Annotated in this window: 18 protein-coding genes, 1 tRNA gene and 1 pseudogene; 10 read left to right on the forward strand and 10 right to left on the reverse strand. The window is 74.3% G+C overall.

Translation table 11 applies throughout. The features are described 5' to 3' along the window. The first annotated feature begins 72 nt into the window (after nt 1-72). Nucleotides 73-477 carry a globin gene (locus tag OG335_RS13035; RefSeq protein ID WP_405011266.1) on the forward strand — a complete coding sequence of 135 codons (405 nt, stop codon included), beginning with the start codon at nt 73-75 and terminating at the stop codon, nt 475-477. Between the two features lie 188 nt (nt 478-665). Here the strand turns inward: OG335_RS13035 and OG335_RS13040 are convergent, their stop codons facing one another. The 5 genes from OG335_RS13040 to OG335_RS13060 all read right to left on the reverse strand — a co-directional run bounded on the left by OG335_RS13040 (nt 666) and on the right by OG335_RS13060 (nt 6,393). Then, the gene (locus OG335_RS13040) at nt 666-1,559 is read right to left on the reverse strand and encodes a hypothetical protein (protein WP_405011267.1); all 894 of its coding nucleotides are present in this window, start codon (nt 1,557-1,559) and stop codon (nt 666-668) included. A 20-nt stretch (nt 1,560-1,579) separates the two neighbouring features. Continuing rightward, nucleotides 1,580-2,020, reverse strand: a complete 441-nt coding sequence (locus OG335_RS13045; protein ID WP_405011268.1) for an acyl-CoA thioesterase — start codon at nt 2,018-2,020, stop codon at nt 1,580-1,582. Nucleotides 2,021-2,154: 134 nt separating this feature from the next. Beyond that, a complete protein-coding gene (gene ettA / locus OG335_RS13050; RefSeq protein WP_405011269.1) occupies nt 2,155-3,819 on the reverse strand; it encodes an energy-dependent translational throttle protein EttA in 1,665 nt (554 codons plus the stop codon). 253 nt (nt 3,820-4,072) lie between these two features. Continuing rightward, complete coding sequence (locus OG335_RS13055) at nt 4,073-5,449, reverse strand: Cys-Gln thioester bond-forming surface protein (RefSeq protein ID WP_405011270.1); 1,377 nt, start codon at nt 5,447-5,449, stop codon at nt 4,073-4,075. A gap of 311 nt (nt 5,450-5,760) precedes the next feature. Continuing rightward, a complete protein-coding gene (locus OG335_RS13060; protein ID WP_405011271.1) occupies nt 5,761-6,393 on the reverse strand; it encodes a single-stranded DNA-binding protein in 633 nt (210 codons plus the stop codon). A 643-nt stretch (nt 6,394-7,036) separates the two neighbouring features. Here OG335_RS13060 and OG335_RS13065 point away from each other — a divergent pair. Beyond that, nucleotides 7,037-7,112, forward strand: a tRNA-Arg gene (locus OG335_RS13065). A gap of 78 nt (nt 7,113-7,190) precedes the next feature. On the opposite strand, the gene OG335_RS13070 is transcribed toward OG335_RS13065, so the two are convergent. After that, a complete protein-coding gene (locus OG335_RS13070) occupies nt 7,191-7,796 on the reverse strand; it encodes a TetR/AcrR family transcriptional regulator (protein WP_405011272.1) in 606 nt (201 codons plus the stop codon). A gap of 63 nt (nt 7,797-7,859) precedes the next feature. On the opposite strand from OG335_RS13070, the gene OG335_RS13075 reads away from it, so the two are divergent. The 3 genes from OG335_RS13075 to OG335_RS13085 all read left to right on the forward strand — a co-directional run bounded on the left by OG335_RS13075 (nt 7,860) and on the right by OG335_RS13085 (nt 9,768). After that, nucleotides 7,860-8,441 carry a GNAT family N-acetyltransferase gene (locus OG335_RS13075; RefSeq protein WP_405011273.1) on the forward strand — a complete coding sequence of 194 codons (582 nt, stop codon included), beginning with the start codon at nt 7,860-7,862 and terminating at the stop codon, nt 8,439-8,441. 81 nt (nt 8,442-8,522) lie between these two features. Next, entirely contained in the window at nt 8,523-8,954 is a 432-nt protein-coding gene (locus tag OG335_RS13080) for a RidA family protein (RefSeq protein ID WP_405011274.1), read from the forward strand. A gap of 31 nt (nt 8,955-8,985) precedes the next feature. After that, a complete protein-coding gene (locus tag OG335_RS13085) occupies nt 8,986-9,768 on the forward strand; it encodes an enoyl-CoA hydratase/isomerase family protein (protein ID WP_405011275.1) in 783 nt (260 codons plus the stop codon). 138 nt (nt 9,769-9,906) lie between these two features. Here the strand turns inward: OG335_RS13085 and OG335_RS13090 are convergent, their stop codons facing one another. Next, nucleotides 9,907-11,142, reverse strand: coding sequence for an acyl-CoA dehydrogenase family protein (locus OG335_RS13090; RefSeq protein WP_405011276.1), 1,236 nt, complete (start codon nt 11,140-11,142; stop codon nt 9,907-9,909). A 159-nt stretch (nt 11,143-11,301) separates the two neighbouring features. Here OG335_RS13090 and OG335_RS13095 point away from each other — a divergent pair, with 159 nt between their 5' ends. After that, nucleotides 11,302-11,946, forward strand: coding sequence for a TetR family transcriptional regulator (locus tag OG335_RS13095; protein ID WP_405011277.1), 645 nt, complete (start codon nt 11,302-11,304; stop codon nt 11,944-11,946). 24 nt (nt 11,947-11,970) lie between these two features. Here OG335_RS13095 and OG335_RS13100 read toward each other — a convergent pair whose 3' ends face one another. After that, nucleotides 11,971-13,995 carry a M3 family metallopeptidase gene (locus tag OG335_RS13100; RefSeq protein WP_405011278.1) on the reverse strand — a complete coding sequence of 675 codons (2,025 nt, stop codon included), beginning with the start codon at nt 13,993-13,995 and terminating at the stop codon, nt 11,971-11,973. A gap of 183 nt (nt 13,996-14,178) precedes the next feature. Here OG335_RS13100 and OG335_RS13105 point away from each other — a divergent pair, with 183 nt between their 5' ends. Then, nucleotides 14,179-15,873 (forward strand): bifunctional 3'-5' exonuclease/DNA polymerase, encoded by a 1,695-nt coding sequence (locus OG335_RS13105; RefSeq protein ID WP_405011279.1) that lies wholly within the window; start codon nt 14,179-14,181, stop codon nt 15,871-15,873. Between the two features lie 69 nt (nt 15,874-15,942). Here OG335_RS13105 and dhaM read toward each other — a convergent pair whose 3' ends face one another. Continuing rightward, entirely contained in the window at nt 15,943-16,332 is a 390-nt protein-coding gene (gene dhaM / locus OG335_RS13110; protein WP_405011280.1) for a dihydroxyacetone kinase phosphoryl donor subunit DhaM, read from the reverse strand. A gap of 94 nt (nt 16,333-16,426) precedes the next feature. On the opposite strand from dhaM, the pseudogene dhaK reads away from it, so the two are divergent. Both dhaK and dhaL read left to right on the forward strand, forming a co-directional pair. Then, nucleotides 16,427-17,430, forward strand: a pseudogene (dhaK, locus tag OG335_RS13115) (dihydroxyacetone kinase subunit DhaK). A 32-nt stretch (nt 17,431-17,462) separates the two neighbouring features. Further along, nucleotides 17,463-18,092, forward strand: coding sequence for a dihydroxyacetone kinase subunit DhaL (dhaL, locus tag OG335_RS13120; protein ID WP_405011281.1), 630 nt, complete (start codon nt 17,463-17,465; stop codon nt 18,090-18,092). A 103-nt stretch (nt 18,093-18,195) separates the two neighbouring features. Here dhaL and OG335_RS13125 read toward each other — a convergent pair whose 3' ends face one another. Next, nucleotides 18,196-19,371, reverse strand: coding sequence for a PP2C family protein-serine/threonine phosphatase (locus tag OG335_RS13125; protein WP_405011282.1), 1,176 nt, complete (start codon nt 19,369-19,371; stop codon nt 18,196-18,198). Nucleotides 19,372-19,619: 248 nt separating this feature from the next. Between OG335_RS13125 and OG335_RS13130 the strand changes: the two genes are divergently transcribed. Then, complete coding sequence (locus tag OG335_RS13130) at nt 19,620-19,838, forward strand: heavy-metal-associated domain-containing protein (RefSeq protein ID WP_405011283.1); 219 nt, start codon at nt 19,620-19,622, stop codon at nt 19,836-19,838. Nucleotides 19,839-19,889: the final 51 nt, after the last annotated feature.

Raw genomic sequence — 19,889 nt, forward strand, 5'->3', positions numbered from 1 at the left:
CGCCGCAGTCGCGGAGGTCGTACGCCGAAGGTCCTGGTGTACGGCCCCGCGGCCGTCTGCGACCATGGTCGGGTGAACGAGATCCGGCAGAGCACGCTTCCCGAGGAGACCTTCTTCGACGCCGTCGGCGGCGAGGACACCTTCCGCCGGCTGGTGCACCGCTTCTACCAGGGCGTCGCCACGGACGAGTTGCTGCGGCCGATGTACCCGGAGGACGACCTGGGTCCCGCCGAGGAGCGCTTCGCGCTGTTCCTCATGCAGTACTGGGGCGGACCCCGCACCTACAGCGAGCAGCGCGGTCACCCGCGGCTGCGCATGCGGCACGCCCCGTTCCAGGTGGACCGCGCCGCGCACGACGCCTGGCTGCGGCACATGCGCACGGCGCTCGACGAGCTGGCGCTGCCGAAGGACGCCGAGCAGCAGCTCTGGGAGTACCTGACCTACGCCGCCGCCTCGATGATCAACACCGCCGGCTGACCTACGGGCCCGGGACCCTGGCCTCGTGAGCCTCATTTGAGCCGCACCCGGGCCGCACCGGGCCGCACCCGCCGGCGTCCGTGTGTCGTGCGAGCGTGCTGCCGGGCGTACGTGGTGCCGGGTGCACGTGTGCCCGGCCCACGCGCACCGGACAGCCGCTCCCGGACAGCCGCTCCCGGGCGGGCGCGTCAGCGCAGGGGGCTCAGGCCGAGACCCGCGCCGGGCGCGGCGGCACTGCGGACGGCGATCGAACCGGCCGGCGCGCTGAGCCGCAGCCACCCGCCCGCCCGGTGCACCGTGAGCGGCACGGCCGGCCGCAGGAAGCCGATGACGTGGGCCGCGTGCGCCGCCCGCAGGGGAAGCCCGGGGACGCCGCCGAGCGGCCTGGCCCAGATCTCGTCCGCGAGGGCGTCCAGCACCTGGCGGTTGCGGTGGTGCTCCGGGACGGCCTCGCTGCGCTCGCGGAACTCCCGCACGGCTGCCATCACTTCGGGGAAGACCTCGAACGCCGCGGGTTCCGCGACGAGCTGCCAGCCCGTCCGGGGCGGCAGCAGGCCGGCCCAGGCGGGACCGGTGACCGCCGCGGGCAGGCGGACGGTGCCCGAGCCGGTGTCGATGGCGTCGAGGAGCTGCCCGGCGGAGACCGTGACGTCGGCGGAGACGGTGATCCCGACGGCGGCAGCCGCCGTGCCGGCCGACGGCTCCGCCTCCACCGGGCGGTCCTGGGCGGCGGGGCGCGGGGCGCCCATCGCTCCGGGCACCGTGCCGGGGGTGCCGGAGCCACCGGCGGTGCCGGGTCCGGCGAGACGGGCGGGTCCGGCGAGACGGGCGGGTCCGGCGAGACGGGCGGGTCCGGCGAGACGGGCGGTACGGATCGCGAGGGCCCCGGAGGTTCCGAGCGGGAGCCGGCCGAAGACGGCGAGGACGCCGTCGTCGCTGCTGCCGGGGACGGCCTGCAGCCGCACCGCTGCGGCGCGGTCGAAGCGCAGCAGGCGGGTGAGGAAGGCGGCGAGGTCGGCGGCACCGCCGCTCTCGGCCAGGAGGAGGACGGGGGGGCTGCCGGTCACCGGGGTGCGGTTCACGTCGGTTCGTACCGTCCGGCTCAGGCGGCGGCCACGGCGGGCACGTCCATGAAACGGGAGAGGAACTCCCGCTCGACGGGGCTGATCCGGCGCGGCCGGCCCTCGGCGAGGTCGTAGGGGACGACGACGGTCGAGGCCTTGACGTAGACGGTGTCGGTGCCGTCGGGGGCCGTGTCCTTGATCTCGTACGAGACCGTCAGCGAGGCGCCGCCGATCTTGGTCACCCAGGTCTCGATGGTCACCGGGGCCGGTCGGTGGACCAGCGGTCGCTTGTACTCGATCTCGTGGCGCGCCACCACGGAACCGCCCGCGAACTCCCCTGCACCGGCCTCGGCGGCCTGGGTGAACATGAAGTCGATCCGGGCCTCCTCCAGGTAGCGGAGGAAGACCACGTTGTTGACGTGGCCGAAGGCGTCCATGTCGGACCACCTCAGCGGGCAGGCGTAGATGTGGCGTGCCACGAACGTTCTCCTCAGACTTCCGTTCGCCCGTGGATCGACGAACCCGGGCGGGTGGCCGGGCGGGCCGCCCCGAGAGGCAGCCTGCCCGGCCGTTGTTGCGTCGGCGTTGCCGCCGGCTGTCCATCCGTGGACGATCAGCCGCGGGTCAGCTTCTTGTAGGTGGCGCGGTGCGGGCGGGCCGCATCCGCACCCAGCCGCTCGATCTTGTTCTTCTCGTACGAGTCGAAGTTGCCCTCGAACCAGAACCACTTGCTGTCACCCTCGTACGCGAGGATGTGGGTGGCGACCCGGTCCAGGAACCAGCGGTCGTGGGAGATGACCACGGCGCAGCCGGGGAAGTCGAGCAGGGCGTTCTCCAGCGAGGAGAGGGTCTCGACGTCGAGGTCGTTGGTCGGCTCGTCGAGGAGCAGCAGGTTGCCGCCCTGCTTGAGGGTGAGCGCCAGGTTGAGGCGGTTGCGCTCACCGCCGGAGAGCACGCCGGCCGGCTTCTGCTGGTCCGGGCCCTTGAAGCCGAACGCGGACACGTAGGCGCGGGACGGCATCTCGACCTGGCCGACGTTGATCCAGTCGAGGCCGTCGGAGACGACCTCCCACAGGGTCTTCTTCGGGTCGATGTTGGCGCGGTTCTGGTCGACGTAGCTGATCTTGACGGTCTCGCCGACCTTGACCATGCCGCCGTCCGGCGTCTCCAGGCCCTGGAGCATCTTGAAGAGCGTGGTCTTGCCGGCACCGTTGGGGCCGATCACGCCGACGATGCCGTTGCGGGGCAGGGTGAAGCTGAGGTCGTCGATCAGGATCTTCTCGCCGAAGCCCTTGGAGAGCTTGTCGACCTCGACGACGATGCTGCCCAGGCGCGGGCCCGGCGGGATCTGGATCTCCTCGAAGTCCAGCTTCCGCATCTTGTCGGCCTCGGCCGCCATCTCCTCGTAGCGGGCGAGGCGGGCCTTGGACTTGGCCTGGCGGCCCTTGGCGTTGGAGCGGACCCACTCCAGCTCTTCCCTGAGCCGCTTGGCGCGCTTCGCGTCCTTCTGGCCCTCGACCTTGAGGCGGCTCTGCTTCGACTCCAGGTAGGTGGAGTAGTTGCCCTCGTAGGGGAACGCGCGACCGCGGTCGAGCTCCAGGATCCACTGGGCGACGTTGTCGAGGAAGTACCGGTCGTGGGTGACCGCGACGACGGTGCCGGCGTACTTGGCGAGGTGCTGCTCCAGCCAGTTCACCGACTCGGCGTCGAGGTGGTTGGTGGGCTCGTCGAGGAGCAGGAGGTCGGGGGCCTCCAGCAGCAGCTTGCAGAGCGCCACCCGGCGCTTCTCGCCGCCGGAGAGCTTGGTGACCGGCCAGTCGCCGGGCGGGCAGCCCAGGGCGTCCATGGCCTGCTCCAGCTGGGCGTCGAGGTCCCACGCGTTGGCGTGGTCCAGGTCCTCCTGGAGGCGGCCCATCTCGTCGAGCAGCGCGTCGGAGTAGTCGGTCGCCATGAGTTCGGCGATCTCGTTGAACCGGTTGAGCTTGCCCTTGATCTCCTTGACACCGTCCTCGACGTTCTCGAGAACGGTCTTGGAGTCGTCGAGCGGGGGCTCCTGGAGGAGCATGCCGACGGTGAAGCCCGGAGACAGGAAGGCGTCACCGTTCGAGGGGTGCTCGAGCCCGGCCATCATCTTGAGCACCGTGGACTTGCCCGCGCCGTTGGGGCCGACGACGCCGATCTTCGCTCCGGGGAGGAAGGAGAGCGTCACGTCGTCAAGAATGACCTTGTCGCCGTGCGCCTTGCGCACCTTGCGCATGGTGTAGATGTATTCCGCCACGTGAGATCGCTCCGGCGTCGTCGGGAGTATTCGGCTTGCAGCCTTCCATTGTGCCGCACCGGGCCGGGCCTCCCGAACTCCTGCCGGTCGCGGGCCCGGGAACGGGGACGGCCCCGCCCTCCGATCGGTACGGAGGACGGGGCCGGGGGTGGTGCCCGGTCCGGCGGTGTCACCGCCGGGCGGCGGCTGCCGGGTGCGGGCACCGCCCCGGTGCGGTTCGCTCAGGCCGCGGGGTGCGGCCGGGGCGGTTCGTTCAGGCCGAGGTGCGGCCGTGGCGTCCGCGGCGGCGCAGGGCGAAGACCGCGGCACCGCCTGCGAGCACGAGGGCACCGGCGACACCGGCGATGACCGGGGTCTCACTGCCGCCACCGGTGGTGGCGAGGCTGCCACCCGTGGTCGTGCCGGTGCTCGGGGTCGGGGTCGGAGTGGGGGTGCCGCTTCCGCCGCCCGTGGTGCTGCTGGTCTTGCAGTCGAGGATGCCCTTGAACTCCTCGGTGAGGCCGGGGCCGCTCACCTTGATGTCGTAGGTGGCGTCCTCGGCGACGGGCACGAGCACCGTCTCGGTCTTGCCTGCCGGGACGGTGATGCTCTTACCGGGGGTCACGGTGACCGTGGCGGACTGGTCACCCGAGTTGGTGACGCCGACCCGGACGCCGTTCGCGGTGCAGTCGACCTTGGCGGAGGTGGCCAGCAGCGGGCCCTTCGCCTGGGTCCACGTCGCCTTGGCGGCCTTGGAGACGCTCAGCTCCTCGGACCCGGCGAGGATCATCGTCTGGCTGTGCTTGGACGGGGTGTAGCCCACGCTGAGGAACACCCGGCCGGTCGGCACGGTGACCGTGGCGGAGGCCTTGACGGAGGCCGAGCCGGCCGCGGTGCCGGCGGGGACGTCCAGGAACAGCTGGGTGTCCTTGGCGATCGGGCCCTTGAGGTCGGTGACGGACTTGCCGTCCTTGTCGAGCAGCTTGACCTTGCCGCCGGAGGAGTCACCCGTCAGGGAGAGCTTCACCTGGTCGGCGCTGCTGTTGAGCGTGAACGGGCCGAGCTTGGTGCCGGACTTGCCGGTGACCTCGGCCGGGTCGAGGTCGAGCGAGGGCGCCGGCTCGGCCGGCAGGCCGGTGTTCTTGCTGCCGGCGAGGTACTCGGTGAGCTGCTTGGCCTCGGCGTCGAGGGGGGTCGCCGCGGTCTTGTTGTCCGAGTAGCGCCAGATGGCGGCCTGGGTGCCGGCGGCGGCGTCCTCCTTGGTGAACTCACCCGTGATGCCCACGGCGGTCTTGACCGTGTCGAGGGAGAGCTTCGGGTAGGAGTGCTCCAGGATCCAGCGGATCTTGCCCGCCGCCTCGGCCTTGCCGGGGGCGCCGAGGGAGCTGGAGGCCCAGTTCGACTCCTGGTACTTGACGGAGTCCTTGATCTTGACGCCGTGGTCGATGTCGATGCAGTACGTCTGGATGTACTTGCCGTCGTCCGTCTTGAGCGTGAACAGGCCGCCCTGGATCACGTGGCCGCCGCCGGTGTCGACGGAGCCGCTGAGCAGTGTGGGCTGCAGCGTCGCGGTGATACCCGCGCCGCCGTCGGCGAACGCCGCCCCGGCGGCCATCAGGCCGCCTGCCACGGCCACGCCGGACGCGAGCATGACAGTAGCTATGCGGGAGACAGCCCGCTTCTGGGTGTGGAACATGAGTGATCCCTCCGGGCCGGGTTCTGCCGATGGCAGCCCGCCTGCAAAGCGGTGCCCCCTGTGGCACCGCTGCACATCTGTGGACCAGACGCATCATATTGAGCCGCGAGACGCATCCCCCGGCTGTGCCGAACCAGGACAGTTCCGTTGCTGTTTCGTTATCAAGGATCTTGCGCATCGGCGCGGTTGACGCCCCACCAGAACTTACGGCCAATCACGCTGCCGCACTGATTGATCCGTGGGCGACCCAGTGGCCTTCGCGAGGGTCAGTCCGCATCCGACCCGGCCGCCCCGGCCGTGGCGGACAGCACCGGCGCCCCGGACGCCGGGGGTGCGGTTACGGCATCGCCCACGGGGTCCGCCGCACCGGCCGCGGCCCGTTCGGCGGCCTGCACCGCGGCCTGTTCGGCCGCGCGGCGGGCGCCGACCGCGGCGACGATCCACTCCGGCACCGCCTCGCCGATGCCGGTCGGCCCGCCAGCACCGGCCCGTACCGGGCGCGCCGCGCCGCTCCCGGCGCCCTGCGGATCGGACCGCCCCCGGACGGCCCACCTGAACGCCGAGGTGCCGCGCGACAGATCGTGCCCCACGGAGCGCGCGTCGATCTCGACGCTCGTACGCCGACGGTCGTCCTCACCCCACTCCCTGACCCTCAGTCGGCCGCTGACCAGCACGGGGTCTCCCTTGTTGACCGAGCTCACGAGATTGGTCGCCAGCCACCGCCAGGCCACCACCGTCACCCAGCTCGTCTCGCCGTCCACCCAGTCGCCGGCCGCCCGGTCGAAGCGGCGCTCGGTCGTCGCCATCCGGAAGTTGGCCACGGGCACGCCGGCCGACGTCTGCCCGTACGTGACCGTCGACGCGACATTGCCGACGATCGTCACGAGGGTCTCGTTCACGGAAAGCCTCCCTGCTGCGGAAATACCCGGGCGGATTCGCCCGCACCGAGATGTTGCCGCGCAGGCGGAAATTCCGGGGCGCACCCCCCGAACCTGTGGAAAACTCGGGGGTGTGGACAACTCGACACGCTCGGAAGAATGAATTTCGGCGGGAATTCCACCACTCCGGAACCCCTGCGGCCTGCGAGGTCATGACAATCGCTCGGCCACCCCGGCCCACCCCCGGGCCCCGAACGGGTGGCCCCGCTCCGCTTCCGTCCAGGTCATCCGACCGAAGGAAGCCATATCCGGCCCCCACCCCGCGGACGCCGGGGCAATCCCCCCGCGCGGCGAATCCATAACAGGTGGGGCGGCAGCCCCGTAACGACTGCACAACGTCCGGCTCCAGATGCTCCCAGACCGCTGCACGTCCGGCCTTCACCTGCGATTATCGGACCGCTCCGCCCGGGCCGACACACCCGGCGCGGCGCTGCAAGGCCCGGTGAAGGATCCGGTCACCCTTATCCTGTCCCGGGCATGCCCTGCCGGTACGGGTGGAGGTCCGGTCACCGGAGCACACCACGGAGCCCGGCCACGGGCCCCGCCGCGTGCCCGCAGGCAGGCCGCCCCGGCGGTCGGCGCGCGGCGGGCCGACCACGGTCTTGCCCCCATAGCTCAGCGGATAGAGCACCCGCCTTCTAAGCGGTAGGTCGCAGGTTCGAATCCTGCTGGGGGCGCCACCGCGGCGCACGCGCGCCGCACCACCCGCCCGCCGGGCCGCACCACCCACCCGCCGCACCACCCGCCGGGCCGCGGCCTCAGGCGGTCGCCAGGCCCGCCAGGAATCCGTCCAGCAGGGCGGTCTGGCGCTCCGCGGAGAACTCCTCCGCCGCGAACAGCGCCTGCACGACCAGGCCCAGCACGAAGCTCTGGGCGGCGGCGGCGACCGCGGCGGCGGAATCCCGGGCGGGCAGTTCGCCGCACCGCTGCGCCTCGGCGACGAGTTCGGTGAGCCGGCGCCGCGACCGCCGGTAACGCTCGGCGTGCTCCGCCGCGAGCTCGGCGTCGGCGAGCGCGACGTCCCACGAGCTCACCCAGATCCGGTTGCCGGCCGCACTCTCGGCGTCCAGCGGCAGGATGTCGAGCAGCACGGCGCGCAGCAGTGCGAGCCCGCCGGCCGGGGCGGACGCCTCGGAGGCGGGCCTGGGCCGTGCCGCCGACCGCCGGTCCAGCAGGTCGAGCGCATGGGCGACCAGGGCGCGCTTGTTCGGGAAGTAGTGGGTGAGCAGTCCGGTGGTGGCGCCCATCTCGGCGGCGACGGCGCGGAGGGTCAGGCCGCCGAACCCGCGGTCCGCGAGCACCCGCCACACCGCCTCGGAGACGTCGCGGCGGCGGGCGTCGTGGTCTCCGCGGGCGGGCGTCATGGGCGCTATGGTACCTACCAAACGTTTGTTATGCAGACGCCGCCCCGACCGGAGGGACCCACCGTGTACGCCGTACCGCTCGCCGAGGATGCCGAGCTGCGCCCGCTCGAACCCTGGCAGGCCGAGGAATTCCTCGCCCACATGGACCGGGCCCGTGCGAACACCGACCCGTGGATACCGTGGGCCCGGCGGTCGGTCGATCTCGAATCCGCCCGCGCGACGCTGCAGGGATATGCCGACCGGCAGGCCGCCGGCGGCGGGCGCATCTTCGGGATCCGGCTCGGCGGCGTGCTGGTGGGCGGCGTCATGTTCGTCTCCTTCGACGCGGCCGCAGGGGTGTGCGAGATCGGCGCGTGGACGGAGAAGCAGGGCGAGGGCCGCGGCCTGGTGAGCGCGGCCGTCCGGTGCCTGATCGACTACGCCCTCGTCGAGCGCGGCCTGCACCGGGTCGAGTGGTGGAACGGCGCGCACAACGCCCGCAGCCGGGCGGTGGCCCTGCGGATGGGCATGCACCTGGACGGCGTCATGCGCGAGCACTTCCTCAACGACGGCGTCCGGCAGGACATGGAGGTCTGGTCGGTGCTCGCGCACGAGTGGCGCGGCGGTCCGGCGGGCCCGGAGGGGGACGCCGCGAAATCCGGGTGACAGCAGGTCACCGGCGGCCGATCATCGGGGCGGGCGCCCGTCCGCAGGCCGCCTCCCGACACCCGACCGAGGAGCCCCCTCATGGCGCAGAGCATGGTGCAGCGCAGTACGGTCCCGAGCCTGTTCCCGCCTCCCGGCTACGCCCACACCGCGGTGGTGGGTCCGGGCACCCGGCTGGCGTTCCTGGCCGGCGGTGTGCCGCTGGACGCCGGGGGCGGCCTGGTCGGCCCGGGTGACCGGGTCGCGCAGACCCGGCAGGTGCTCGCCAACCTGGAGGCGGCGCTCGCCCACGTCGGCAGCAGCCTCCCGGAGGTGGTCGCCAGCACCGTGTACGTCGTGTCGGACGAGCCGGCCGCGCTGTCGGAGGTCTGGGACGTCGTCGACGCGTCCGGTCTGGCCGAGGGCCCGCACACCTCGACGCTGCTCGGGGTCTCCTGCCTCGGCTACACCGGCCAGTTGGTGGAGATCACAGTGACGGCCGTGGTGGGCGGCGAGGCCGCTGTGGAAGGGTGAGGCGCACCCCGTCCCACCCCCGGAGGCAGTGATGGCCGAAGTGTTCGAGACCGGTGTCGCCGGGCTGCGCGCGGCGCTCGACGGCCCGGTGGCCACGCTCGTCCTGGACCGGCCGGCCCGGCGCAACGCCATGACGCTCGCGATGTGGCAGGGCCTGCCTGGCGTGCTGGAGCGCCTGGCGGCGGTGCCCGCCGTACGCGTCCTGCTGGTGACCGGCGCGGAGCGCACGTTCTGCGCCGGCGCGGACATCGCCGAGCTGTCCGAGGTGTACGCGGACCCGGCGCGGGCCGACGCCTACCACGCGCAGAACGTGGCCGCCGAGGAGGCGCTGGCGGCCTTCCCGCATCCGACCGTCGCGGTGGTGCACGGTGCGTGCGTGGGCGGCGGGTGCCAGTTGGCGGTCGCCTGCGACCTGCGGTTCGCCGCGCACGACGCGCGATTCGGCATCACCCCGGCGAAGCTGGGCGTGGTCTACCCGGCGGTGCCGACGGTGCGGCTGGCCGGGCTGGTCGGGCCGGCCCGCGCGAAGTATCTGCTGTTCTCGGGCGAGTTGGTGACCGCCGAGCGGGCGGAGCGGTTCGGGCTGGTGGACGAGGTGCTGCCGGCCCCCGAACTCGACGGGCGGGCGGCGGAGTTCGCCAGGCTGCTGGCGAAGCGCTCGCCGCAGTCGATCGGCGCGGTGAAGGCGGCGCTGGCCGTCCCGCCGCAGGAGGCGGCCGCCGCCGTGGCGCCGTGGGAGCGCAAATCCCGTGCGGCGCCGGACGTGCGCGAGGGCCTGGCGGCGTTCCTGGAACGGCGCGAGCCGCGGTTCTGAGCGCGGCGGCCCGCGGGTGGCGAGAGCGCCGCGAGCCGCGGTTCCGAGCGCGGCGGCCCCGGTCGCGAGAGCCCCGCGAGCGGCGAGCCGCGGACCGGGCACCGGCGGCGGGGCGGCCGGTGCCCGGTCCGGTTCGCGTCAGCGGATCGGCATCCCCGAGACGGCCCGCGCGATGACCAGGCGCTGGATCTCGCTGGTGCCCTCGAAGACGGTGTAGATCGCGCTGTCGCGGTGCATCCGCTCGACGGGGTACTCGCGGGTGAAGCCGTTGCCGCCGAGGATCTGCATCGCCTGGGACGTCACCCACTTCGCGGTCTCGCCCGCGTACAGCTTGGACATCGATCCCTCGGCGCTGGTGAACGGCTGGTTGTTGGCCGCCATCCAGGAGGCGCGCCAGACGAGGAGCCGGGCCGCGTCGATGCGGGTCTTCATGTCGGCGAGCTGGAAGGCGACGCCCTGGTTGTCGATGATCGGCCGGCCGAACTGCACGCGGGTCTTCGCGTAGTCGAGCGAGACCTCGTAGGCGGCGCGGGCGATGCCGATCGCCTGGGCGCCGACCGCGGGCCGCGAGGCCTCGAAGGTGGCCATGGCCGCGTTCCTGCCCTTGGCCGAGGGGGATCCGCCGCCCGCCGCCCGCTCGCGGGCCCGGGCGAGTCGCTCGTCGAGCTTCTCCTTGCCGCCGAGCAGGCAGTGACCGGGCACCCGGACGCCGTCGAGGACGACCTCGGCGGTGTGCGAGGCGCGGATGCCGTGCTTCTTGAACTTCTGGCCCTGCGCGAGGCCCGGGGTGCCGGGCGGTACGACGAAGGACGCCTGGCCGCGGGCGCCGAGCGCCGGATCGACGGTGGCGACGACGACGTGCACGTGCGCGATGCCGCCGTTGGTGGCCCAGGTCTTGGTGCCGTCGAGCACCCACTCGTCGGTGGCCTCGTCGTAGACGGCCCGGGTGCGCAGGGCGGAGACGTCCGACCCGGCGTCGGGCTCGGACGAGCAGAACGCGGCGACCTTGACGTCGTCCGGGGTGCCGAACATCTGCGGCGCCCAGGTGCCGATCTGCTCCTCGGTGCCGTTCGCGAGCACCGCGACGGCGGCCAGCGTGGTGCCGACGATGGAGAGGCCGATGCCGGCGTCGCCCCAGAAGAGCTCCTCCATGGCGATCGGGATGCCGATGCCGGAGGGGTCGAAGTACTGCTGGGCGTAGAAGTCCAGCGAGTAGATGCCGAGCTTGGCGGCTTCCTGGATGACCGGCCAGGGGGTCTCCTCGCGCTCGTCCCATTCGGCCGCGGCGGGCCGGATGACGTCGGCGGCGAAGCCGTGCAGCCAGTCGCGGACGGCGATCTGGTCCGGGCCGGGGTCGAGGGAGAAGGTGCTCATCGGGGCGTACCTCCGCAGGAGTGTGCGCAGGGGCGTGCGCAGGAGGGGGACGCGGCCGGGGCGGCGGTGCCCGAACGCGTGTTACCTCGGGTAACATCGACGGAGTCTGCTACTCATTGGTAGCCCATGTCAACGCCCGTACCGAGGAGGCGCACCACCGTGCCGACCCCAGCCCCAGCACCCTCCGGCGGGCACCGCCGCGAGCAGTTGCTCGACGCCGCGGACCGGGTGGTCCAGCGCGAGGGCCCGGCCGCCAGCATGAACACCATCGCCGCCGAGGCCGGCATCACCAAGCCGATCCTCTACCGGCACTTCGGCGACCGGAACGGCCTCATCGGCGCGCTCACCGAGCGCCACACCGCCGGCCTGCTGACCGCCGTACGCGCCGCGCTCACCGAGCCCCTGGAGCGCCGCGACCAGGTCGAGCACGTCATCGACACCTACCTCGCCGCGATCGAGTCCCGGCCGCAGGTCTACCGGCTGCTCACCCACCCCGAACCCGGCGACCCGACCGGCGCCGGCAACGCCCTGGCCCCCGCGCTCCGCCAGATCGCCGAGGAGATCACCGGCGCCGTGCAGCGGCAGGTCGACCTCGGCGCGGACGGGCCGCTGCTCTCCGAGGCCTGGGGCCGGGCGATCACCGGCATGGTGCTCGCCGCCGGCGACTGGTGGCTGGAGCAGCGGCCCTGCCCACGGGCCCGGATGGTGCAGGCCCTGGCCGACCTGCTGTGGGGGCGCCTCGCGGCGGCCGCCGCACTGCCGCCCGTCCTGCCGCCGGTGACGCCGCCGACCGGGGACGGCTGAGCCCCGGCCGGCGGCGGACGGCCCTCAGCCGAGCCGGCGGCGCTCCAGCAGCGGCCCGATCTCCGGGTCGCGGCCGACCACGGCCCGGAAGCAGTCCAGGGCGGGCCGGCTGCCACCGCGGGCGAGGAGCTCGCGCCGGAACACCTCGCCGCTGCCGCGCACGTCACGGCCGTTGGTGCGGAACCACTCCACGGTGTCGGCGTCCAGCACCTCCGACCAGATGTAGGCGTAGTACCCGGCGCTGTAGTCGCCCGCGAAGACGTGGCTGAAGTACGCCGTCCGGTAGCGCGGCGGGATCGCGTCCACCGCGAGCCCGTACCCGCGCAGCGCCTCGCGCTCGAACTCCTCGGCGTCCGCGACCTCCCGGCCGGCGGGCAGCGTGTGCCAGGCCCAGTCCAGCAGGGCCGCGGCGAGGTACTCGACCGTGCGGAAGCCCTGACCGAACGCCTCGGCGGCGGCCATCCGCTCGACGAGCGCGGCCGGCATGGGCTCCCCCGTGACGTGGTGGCGCGCGTAGGCGGCCAGCACCTCCGGTCGCACCATCCACATCTCGTTGACCTGCGAGGGGAACTCGACGAAGTCGCGGGGCACCGCGGTGCCGGAGAACAGCGGGTAGCGCACGTCGGAGAACAGCCCGTGCAGGGCGTGCCCGAACTCGTGGAACAGCGTGCGCACCTCGTCCCAGGTGAGCAGCGCGGGCTCGCCCGGCGCGGGCTTGGCGATGTTGAGGTTGTTGACCACCACCGGGCGCTTGCCGAGCAGGCCGGACTGCGGGACGAGTTCGTTCATCCAGGCACCGCCGCGCTTGGAGTCGCGCGCGTGGAAGTCGCCGATGAACAGGCCGAGCGCCGTGCCGTCCTCGTCGGCGACCTCGAACACCCGGGCGTCCGGGTGGTAGGCGGTGAGGTCGGGCCGCTCGGTGAGCGTCACCCCGTAGGCCAGCCGGGCCGCGTGGAACACCCCGTCGTGGAGCACCCGTTCGAGCTCCAGGTACGGACGCAGCACGGCCGCGTCCACCTGGTACGACGCCTGCCGCACCCGCTCCGCGTAGTACGCCCAGTCGTGCGCGGCGATGGTGTCGAGGCCGTCGGCGCGGGCGGCGGCGAGGAGTTCGGCGGCCTCCCGCTCCGCGTTGGCGACGGCGGGCGCGACCAGCCGTCCGAGCATCGCCTCGACCGCCGCCGTGGTGCCGGCCGTCTCGTCGGCGACGACGTACGCGGCGTGGCTGGGGTGGCCGAGCAGGGCGGCGCGTTCGGCGCGCAGGGCGGCCATCCGGATCGCGAGCGGGCCGTTGGTGCCGGCGGCCCGCCCGAGCGACGCGGCCAGCAGCTGCTCGCGCAACGGGCGGTCGGTGAGCTGGGCCAGCTCCGTCTGGTTGGAGAAGTTCTTCAGGCTGAGCACGTGGCGGCCGTCGTGCCCGAGGGCACGACCGTTCGCGGCGGCGGCGGCGATCGCGTCGGACGACAGCCCGGCGAGCCGGGCGGGATCGTCCACGACGACCGCACCGGCCCGGGTGCCGTCGAGCAGGTTGCGGCGGAACTCGGTCGCGCACGAGGCGAGTTCGGCGTTGATGGCGCGCATCCGCAGCTGCTTGCCGGCCGGCAGTTCGGCACCGGCCCGCACGAACGCGGTGTGACGGCGCTCCAGCAACCGCAGCGACTCCAGGTCCAGCCCGAGGGTGCCGCGGGTGCGGTGCAGGGCGTCGATCCGGGCGAACAGCCCCGCGTCGAGGTGGATCGCGTCCTGGTGGCCGGCGAGCCGCGGACTGATCACCGCGTCGAGCTCCTGCAGACCGGGGGTGGTGTCCGCGTCGCCCTTGTTCTCGAAGGCGAGCCGGACCCGCCGCAGCAGTGCCCCCGAACGCTCCAGCGCGACGAGGGTGTTGTCGAACGTCGGCGGCTCCGGGTCGGCCACGATCCCGGCGATCTCGGTGAGCTGCAGCGCCATGCCCTGCTCGAACGCCGGCAGGTAGTGCTCCTCGCGGATCTCGGCGAAGGGCGGCAGCTCGTGGACCAGGGTGCTGGTCGTGAAGAAGGGATTGTCGCTCATTCCGCCGACCCTACGCGCCGTCATGACCGCCGCCTACGGACTGCGGAGGCGGGTTCCCTCGCTGGCGGAAGCTCGCCGCGCACGGCCGGGACCGGGCGTTGTCGGCCCACCGCGCTACGGTCGGAGCAGGCCCGCCGCCGTACCCGCGCCGGGCTGCGACGACCCGAGGAGAGGAGGCCGCCGATGGCCCCCCGCTACGCCCTGGCGCCCGACCCGCACGGCCCCGGCGGCCGGCTGCAGCCGCTCGCCGACGACGGCACCCCCCTCGGCCCGCCCGAGCACGCCGCCCTCCTCGGCCCCGCCGTCGCCGCCGTCGAGGCCGCCGGACAGCCCCGCTGGGTGTACGCGGCCGCCGACAGCGCCTACGCACCGCTGCTGCCCGTCCGGCTCGCCCGCTGCCACGACCTGCGGCTGACCGAGCCGCTGCTGCTCGGCCACGAGGGCGGGTGGGGCGAACCGCGCTCGCTGGGCGCCGCGTGGGCCCGGCTGCGCGGCCTGCCCGTGCCCGCCGACCTGCCCGAGGCGGCCGCCGACGACGACGAACAGGCCGGCCTCTTCGCCCCGGACCGGCTCCAGCTCCCCCCGGGGGCCGACCCGCTGGAGGCCGTCGTCGCCGTCCACGCGGAGCAGCTGCGCCGGATCGCCGCGATCGGCGACGACGCCGCCCGCGCCCGCTTCCGGGTGCTGGTGGCCGCCGAGTCGGCCGGCGGCCTGCTGGCCGCGGAGATGGCCCGTGACGGCCTGCCCTGGCGCACCGACCTGCACGACCTCCTGCTGACCGAGCTGCTCGGCCCGCGCCCGCAGATCCCCGGCGCACAGCCGCGCCGGCTCGCCGAACTGGCCGGCGAACTGCAGCAGGCCCTCGGGGGCCGCCCGTTCAACCCGGACTCGCACACCCAGGTGCTGCGCGCCTTCGCCGACCAGGGCGTGCACCTCTCCTCCACCCGCAGCTGGGAGCTGCGCGGCGTCGAGCACCCCGCCGCGGAGCTGCTGATCCACTACAAGGAGCTGTCGCGGCTGCACGCCGCGCACGGCTGGGCGTGGCAGGCCACGTGGGCGCGCGGCGGCCGCTTCCGCCCGGAGTACGTCGTCGGCGGCGTCGTCTCCGGGCGCTGGGCGAGCCGCGGCGGCGGCGCCCTGCAGATCCCGCGGATCCTCCGCCGCGCGGTGGTCGCCGACCCGGGCTGGTCCCTGGTCGTCGCCGACGCCGCCCAGTTGGAGCCCCGGGTGCTCGCCGCGCTCTCCGGCGACGCCGGCCTGGCCCGCACCGCCGCCGAGGGCGACCTGTACGAGGCGCTCGCCGCGACCGCCTTCCACGGCGACCGGGCCAAAGCCAAGCTCGGCCTGCTCGGCGCCATGTACGGCCAGACCAGCGGCGACATCGGCCCGCTCCTCGCCACCCTGCGCCGCCGCTACCCGGCCGCCATGGGCCACGTGGAGGCCGCGGCCCGCACCGGCGAGGACGGCGGCATCGTCCGGTCCCGGCTGGGCCGCACCTGCCCGCCGCCGTCCGCGGACTGGCTCGACCTGACCGAGGCCCCCGAGACCGCGGGCGAGGCCGGCGGCCGCTCGGCCCGGGCCCGCGGCCGGTTCACCCGCAACTTCGTCATCCAGGCCAGCGCCGCGGACTGGGCGCTGGCCCTGCTCGCCGCGCTGCGCCGCCGCCTCGCCGCGCTCGGCTCCGGGGCCGACCGGCCGCACCTGGTGTTCTTCCAGCACGACGAGGTGCTGGTGCACACCCCGACGGACCTCGCCGACGGGGTCGCCGCGGAGATCGCCGCGGCGGCGGAGGAGGCCCGGGCCCTGGTGTTCGGCGACTCGCCCGTCCGCTTCCCGATGACCACCGCGGTCGTCGACTGCTACGCGGACGCGAAGTAGCGGCCGGGCGGAGGCGCGGTCGGGCGGGGATTGCGGCCGAGCGGAGGTACGACCGGGCGTCGCGGCCGGTCAGAGTTTGCGCAGGTGCCGGGCCTCCTCCGCGGCCCGCACCACCTCGTCCAGGCCCGCGCCGGCGGACGCCGTGACGGTGGCCGCCACCGCCCCCTCGACGAACGGCGCGTCCACGAGGACGGCGCCGGGGCGGTCGGCGAGCGCGAGCCGCGCGGTGAGCACCGCGCTGCCGAGGTCGGGCACGACGACCACGCCGGCCCCGGTGTCCGCCGCCTCCACGGCCCGGGCCACGAGGTCGGCGCTGGTGCCGAGCCGACCGTCGGCGGTGCCCGCGGCGATCGCCACCGGCACCCGGCCAGCCCCGAGCTCGGCCAGCAGGTCGCGCAGCCCGGCGGCGAGTGCGGGGCTGTGCGAGACCAGGACGACACCCACCGGAGCAGCGGTCATACCGGCCACCCTAGGACCGGAGGGCTGCTGCGGCGGGCGGCCCGGGGGTGTCCGGCGTAGCGTCGGGCCGGGAGCCGCACGAGGGAGTGCCGCCGTGAAGAAGCTGATCAACAGCCCGGAGAGCGTCCTCGCGGACGCCCTCGCCGGAGTCGCCGCCGCCCACCCGGACCTGACCGTGGACACCGCCGCACGGGTGGTGCGCCGGAGGGTGCCGAAGGCCCCGGGCCGAGTGGCGCTGGTGTCCGGCGGCGGGTCGGGGCACGAGCCGCTGCACGTGGGCTTCGTCGGCCCGGGCATGCTTGACGCGGCCTGTCCGGGCGAGGTCTTCACCTCTCCCGTGCCGGACCAGGTGCTCGCCGCCGCCCGGGCCGTCGACACCGGTGCGGGCGTGCTGTTCGTGGTCAAGAACTACACCGGCGACGTGCTGAACTTCCGGCTCGGCGCCGATCTCGCCGCCGAGGAGGGCATCGCGGTGGCCACCGTCCTGGTCGCCGACGACGTGGCCGTGGAGGACTCCACCTGGACGGCGGGCCGGCGCGGCACCGGCGCGACCGTCGCCGTGGAGAAGATCGCCGGTGCGGCGGCCGAGGCCGGGGCCGCCCTCGACGCGGTCGCCGCGCTCGGCGCCCGCACCGCCGCACCGCCGCGGCGTCGCGGTCGTTCGCGATCGCGCTGACCGCCGCGACGGTACCGGCCGCGGGCCGGCCGGGTTTCGACCTCCCCGACGACGAGATCGAGGTCGGTGTCGGGATCCACGGCGAGCCGGGGCGGCGGCGCGCGGCGCTGCGTCCGGCCGCCGAGCTGGCCGCCGAGGTGGTCGACACCGTGCTGGCCGACCAGGGGCTCACCGCCGGGGACGAGGTGATCGCCCTGGTGAACGGCCTGGGCGGCACGCCGCTCCTGGAGCTGTACGTCGTCTTCGGCGAGGTCGCGGCGCACCTGGCGTCCCGCGGGATCCGGATCGTCCGCAGCCTCGTCGGCCCCTACGTCACGAGCCTCGACATGGCCGGCTTCTCGCTGACCCTGACGAAGGCCGACGCCGAGCTGCTGCGGCTCTGGGACGCCCCCGTCGCGACACCCGCCCTCACCCGGCCCTGAGCCGGGCGGCCCGCCCGAGAGGACCCGTCACGGTGCACACCGTCCTGGACTCCGCCCGCGGCGGGCGCTGGCTGCGCGGCGCGGCCGCCGCGGTGGCCGCCCGTCAGGCCGAGCTCACCGCCCTCGACGCCGCGATCGGCGACGGGGACCACGGCACCAACCTGCACCGCGGCTTCACGGCCGTCGTCCGCTCGCTGGCGGCCGATCCTCCGTCCTCCCCCGGGCCGGTGCTGTCGGCGGCCGGCAGCACTCTGATCTCCACGGTGGGCGGGGCGTGCGGGCCGCTGTACGGCTCCGCCCTCCGGGCGGTCGGCCGCGTGCTCGACGCGCCGCAGGCCGGGGCGCCGGAGGTCGCGGCCGCACTGGAGGCGGCCCTCGCCGCGGTGCAGGACCTCGGCGGGGCGCAGGTGGGCGACAAGACCATGGTGGACGCGTTCGCCCCCGCGGTCGCGGCGTTCCGCGTCTCCGCCGGGGACGGCCTCCCGGTCGCGTCCCGGGCCGCGGCGGACGCCGCCCGGGCGGGCGCGCGGGCCACCCTGCCGCTGGTCGCCCGCAAGGGCCGCGCCTCGTACCTGGGCGAGCGCAGCGCCGGTCACCTGGATCCCGGGGCGGTCTCGACGGCACTGCTCTTCGACGCGCTCGCGGAGGCGTGCACGGCCTGACGTGCACGGCCTGAGGCACGTGGGCCGGGCACGCGGGCCTGAGACACACGGGCCGGGGGCACCCGACGGGGCCGCTGCGGCCCGGGCGGCACCGGTGCGGTGGTCAGGCCCGTTCGGGACGGCTGACGAGCATCAGCAGCGCGTCGTCGCCGAGCTCGCCCCCGGTGTGGGCGAGCAGGTCCGCGTAGACGCGGCCGACCGCGGCCTCCAGCTCGCCGGCGGAGCGCGCCGCGCCGCGGACGAGCGGGCCGACCCGGGCGGCGAGCGGGTAGAAGTCGCCGGTGCGGCGGTGGCGGGCCTCGACCACGCCGTCGGTGCAGAGCACCAGCACGTCGTGCGGGCCGAACCGCACGCGGGATCCGGTGGGTTCGCCCGAGACCAGGGGGCCGAGGCCGAGCGGCACCCACGGCTCGTCGGCCTCCAGCACGCTCACGGTGCCGTCCTGGCCCACCCGGATCGGCGGGACGTGCCCGAAGTGCAGCAGTTCCACCGAGCCGGGTTCGCGGAAGTCCGCGAACAGCGCCGTGGTGAACTCGCCGTCCGGCACGTGCCGCTCCACGCTGGCCTCGACCCGCCCGGCGACCGCGGTGACGCGTTCCTCGTCGTACGCAGCCTCCCGGAAGGCGCCGAGCACGACGGCGGCGGTCTGCACGGCGCCGAGCCCCTTGCCGCGGACGTCTCCGACGAGCACCCGGGTGCCGTGCGGGGTGTCGAGCACGGAGTAGAGGTCTCCGCCGATCCGGGCGGTGTCCGCGGCGGAGACGTACCGCACGGCGAGGTCGAGCGGTCCGACGGTCGGTCCCGGACGTCGCAGGAGGGCGCGCTGGGCCGCCTCGGCGACGGAGCTGACCGCGGCGAACACGGCGGCGCGCCGCATGCGCAGCTCGGCGACGTACGCGCTGAAGGCGGTCAGCACGGTGTAGCTGAGCAGTGCGCCGTAGAGGAAGCGGCCGTCGTCGAAGGTGGCGACCTGGTCGTAGTTGCTCAGCCACAGCAGGGAGAGGAAGCCGACGCCGCACACCAGCAGGAGTTCGACCGGGGTCAGCAGGAGCGCGGAGATGGACGGCACCATGACCATCAGCGGGGCGAGGTAGCGGTCCTGGCCGGAGACGAAGTCGACGACGGACACGGCGAGGATGGCCAGCAGGGACGGGGTGGCGCGGCGCCGGAACGACAGGTCCTGGAGGTCCGTCGCCAGCAGGGCGGTCCTGCGGCGGGCGGGTGCCAGGCCGGTGGGGTCGGGCGCTTCGGCCCGCTGGGCTCGGCTGATCCGGAACACAGGCCGAACATAGCGGACGGCGGGGCGGGTGGCCGTGCGCGCCGCCGTCGGCCGGCGGGTGACACGCGAGGGCCGGGCCGGAACCCAAGGTGCCGGAGCGGCTACTGTCTGCTGTCGGCAGGGCCTTCCGCGATCCACGCCACATCCTCCACCCCGGGCGGAAATACCCCAGGGGGGTATGGTGTTGTGAGAGGAAGGGAGCACGGGCGCCCACCGCCCGCGCCCGACAGACCAACCGGAGGCACCCGATGTCCAGCACCGTCACCTACACCGTCACCGGCATGAGCTGCGGTCACTGCGAGAAGTCGGTGAGCGCGGAGGTCTCCGGCATTCCGGGCGTCACCGAGGTCGCCGCCGACGCCAGGGCCGGCACCGTCACCGTCTCCTCCGCACAGCCGGTCGACGACGACCGCATCCGTGCCGCGGTCGACGAGGCCGGCTACGAGCTGGTCGGCCGCACGGCCTGACGCCGGCCCGGGGGCGCGGCCCCCGTCCGGGCCCCCCACTACGCTCGTCCT

Origin of the sequence: Kitasatospora sp. NBC_01539, assembly GCF_045040525.1 — a bacterium.
In the GTDB taxonomy this organism is placed as follows: domain Bacteria; phylum Actinomycetota; class Actinomycetes; order Streptomycetales; family Streptomycetaceae; genus Kitasatospora.

Excerpts from the sequence above, each read along its gene's own strand:
- OG335_RS13085 (WP_405011275.1), top strand. The coding sequence starts at position 8,986 with ATGGCCGAAGTGTTCGAGACCGGTGTCGCCGGGCTGCGCGCGGCGCTC.
- OG335_RS13105 (WP_405011279.1), top strand. The coding sequence starts at position 14,179 with ATGGCCCCCCGCTACGCCCTGGCGCCCGACCCGCACGGCCCCGGCGGC.
- OG335_RS13100 (WP_405011278.1), bottom strand. The coding sequence starts at position 13,995 with ATGAGCGACAATCCCTTCTTCACGACCAGCACCCTGGTCCACGAGCTG.
- OG335_RS13055 (WP_405011270.1), bottom strand. The coding sequence starts at position 5,449 with ATGCTCGCGTCCGGCGTGGCCGTGGCAGGCGGCCTGATGGCCGCCGGG.
- OG335_RS13130 (WP_405011283.1), top strand. The coding sequence starts at position 19,620 with ATGTCCAGCACCGTCACCTACACCGTCACCGGCATGAGCTGCGGTCAC.
- OG335_RS13090 (WP_405011276.1), bottom strand. The coding sequence starts at position 11,142 with ATGAGCACCTTCTCCCTCGACCCCGGCCCGGACCAGATCGCCGTCCGC.
- OG335_RS13070 (WP_405011272.1), bottom strand. The coding sequence starts at position 7,796 with ATGACGCCCGCCCGCGGAGACCACGACGCCCGCCGCCGCGACGTCTCC.
- dhaM (WP_405011280.1), bottom strand. The coding sequence starts at position 16,332 with ATGACCGCTGCTCCGGTGGGTGTCGTCCTGGTCTCGCACAGCCCCGCA.
- OG335_RS13080 (WP_405011274.1), top strand. The coding sequence starts at position 8,523 with ATGGCGCAGAGCATGGTGCAGCGCAGTACGGTCCCGAGCCTGTTCCCG.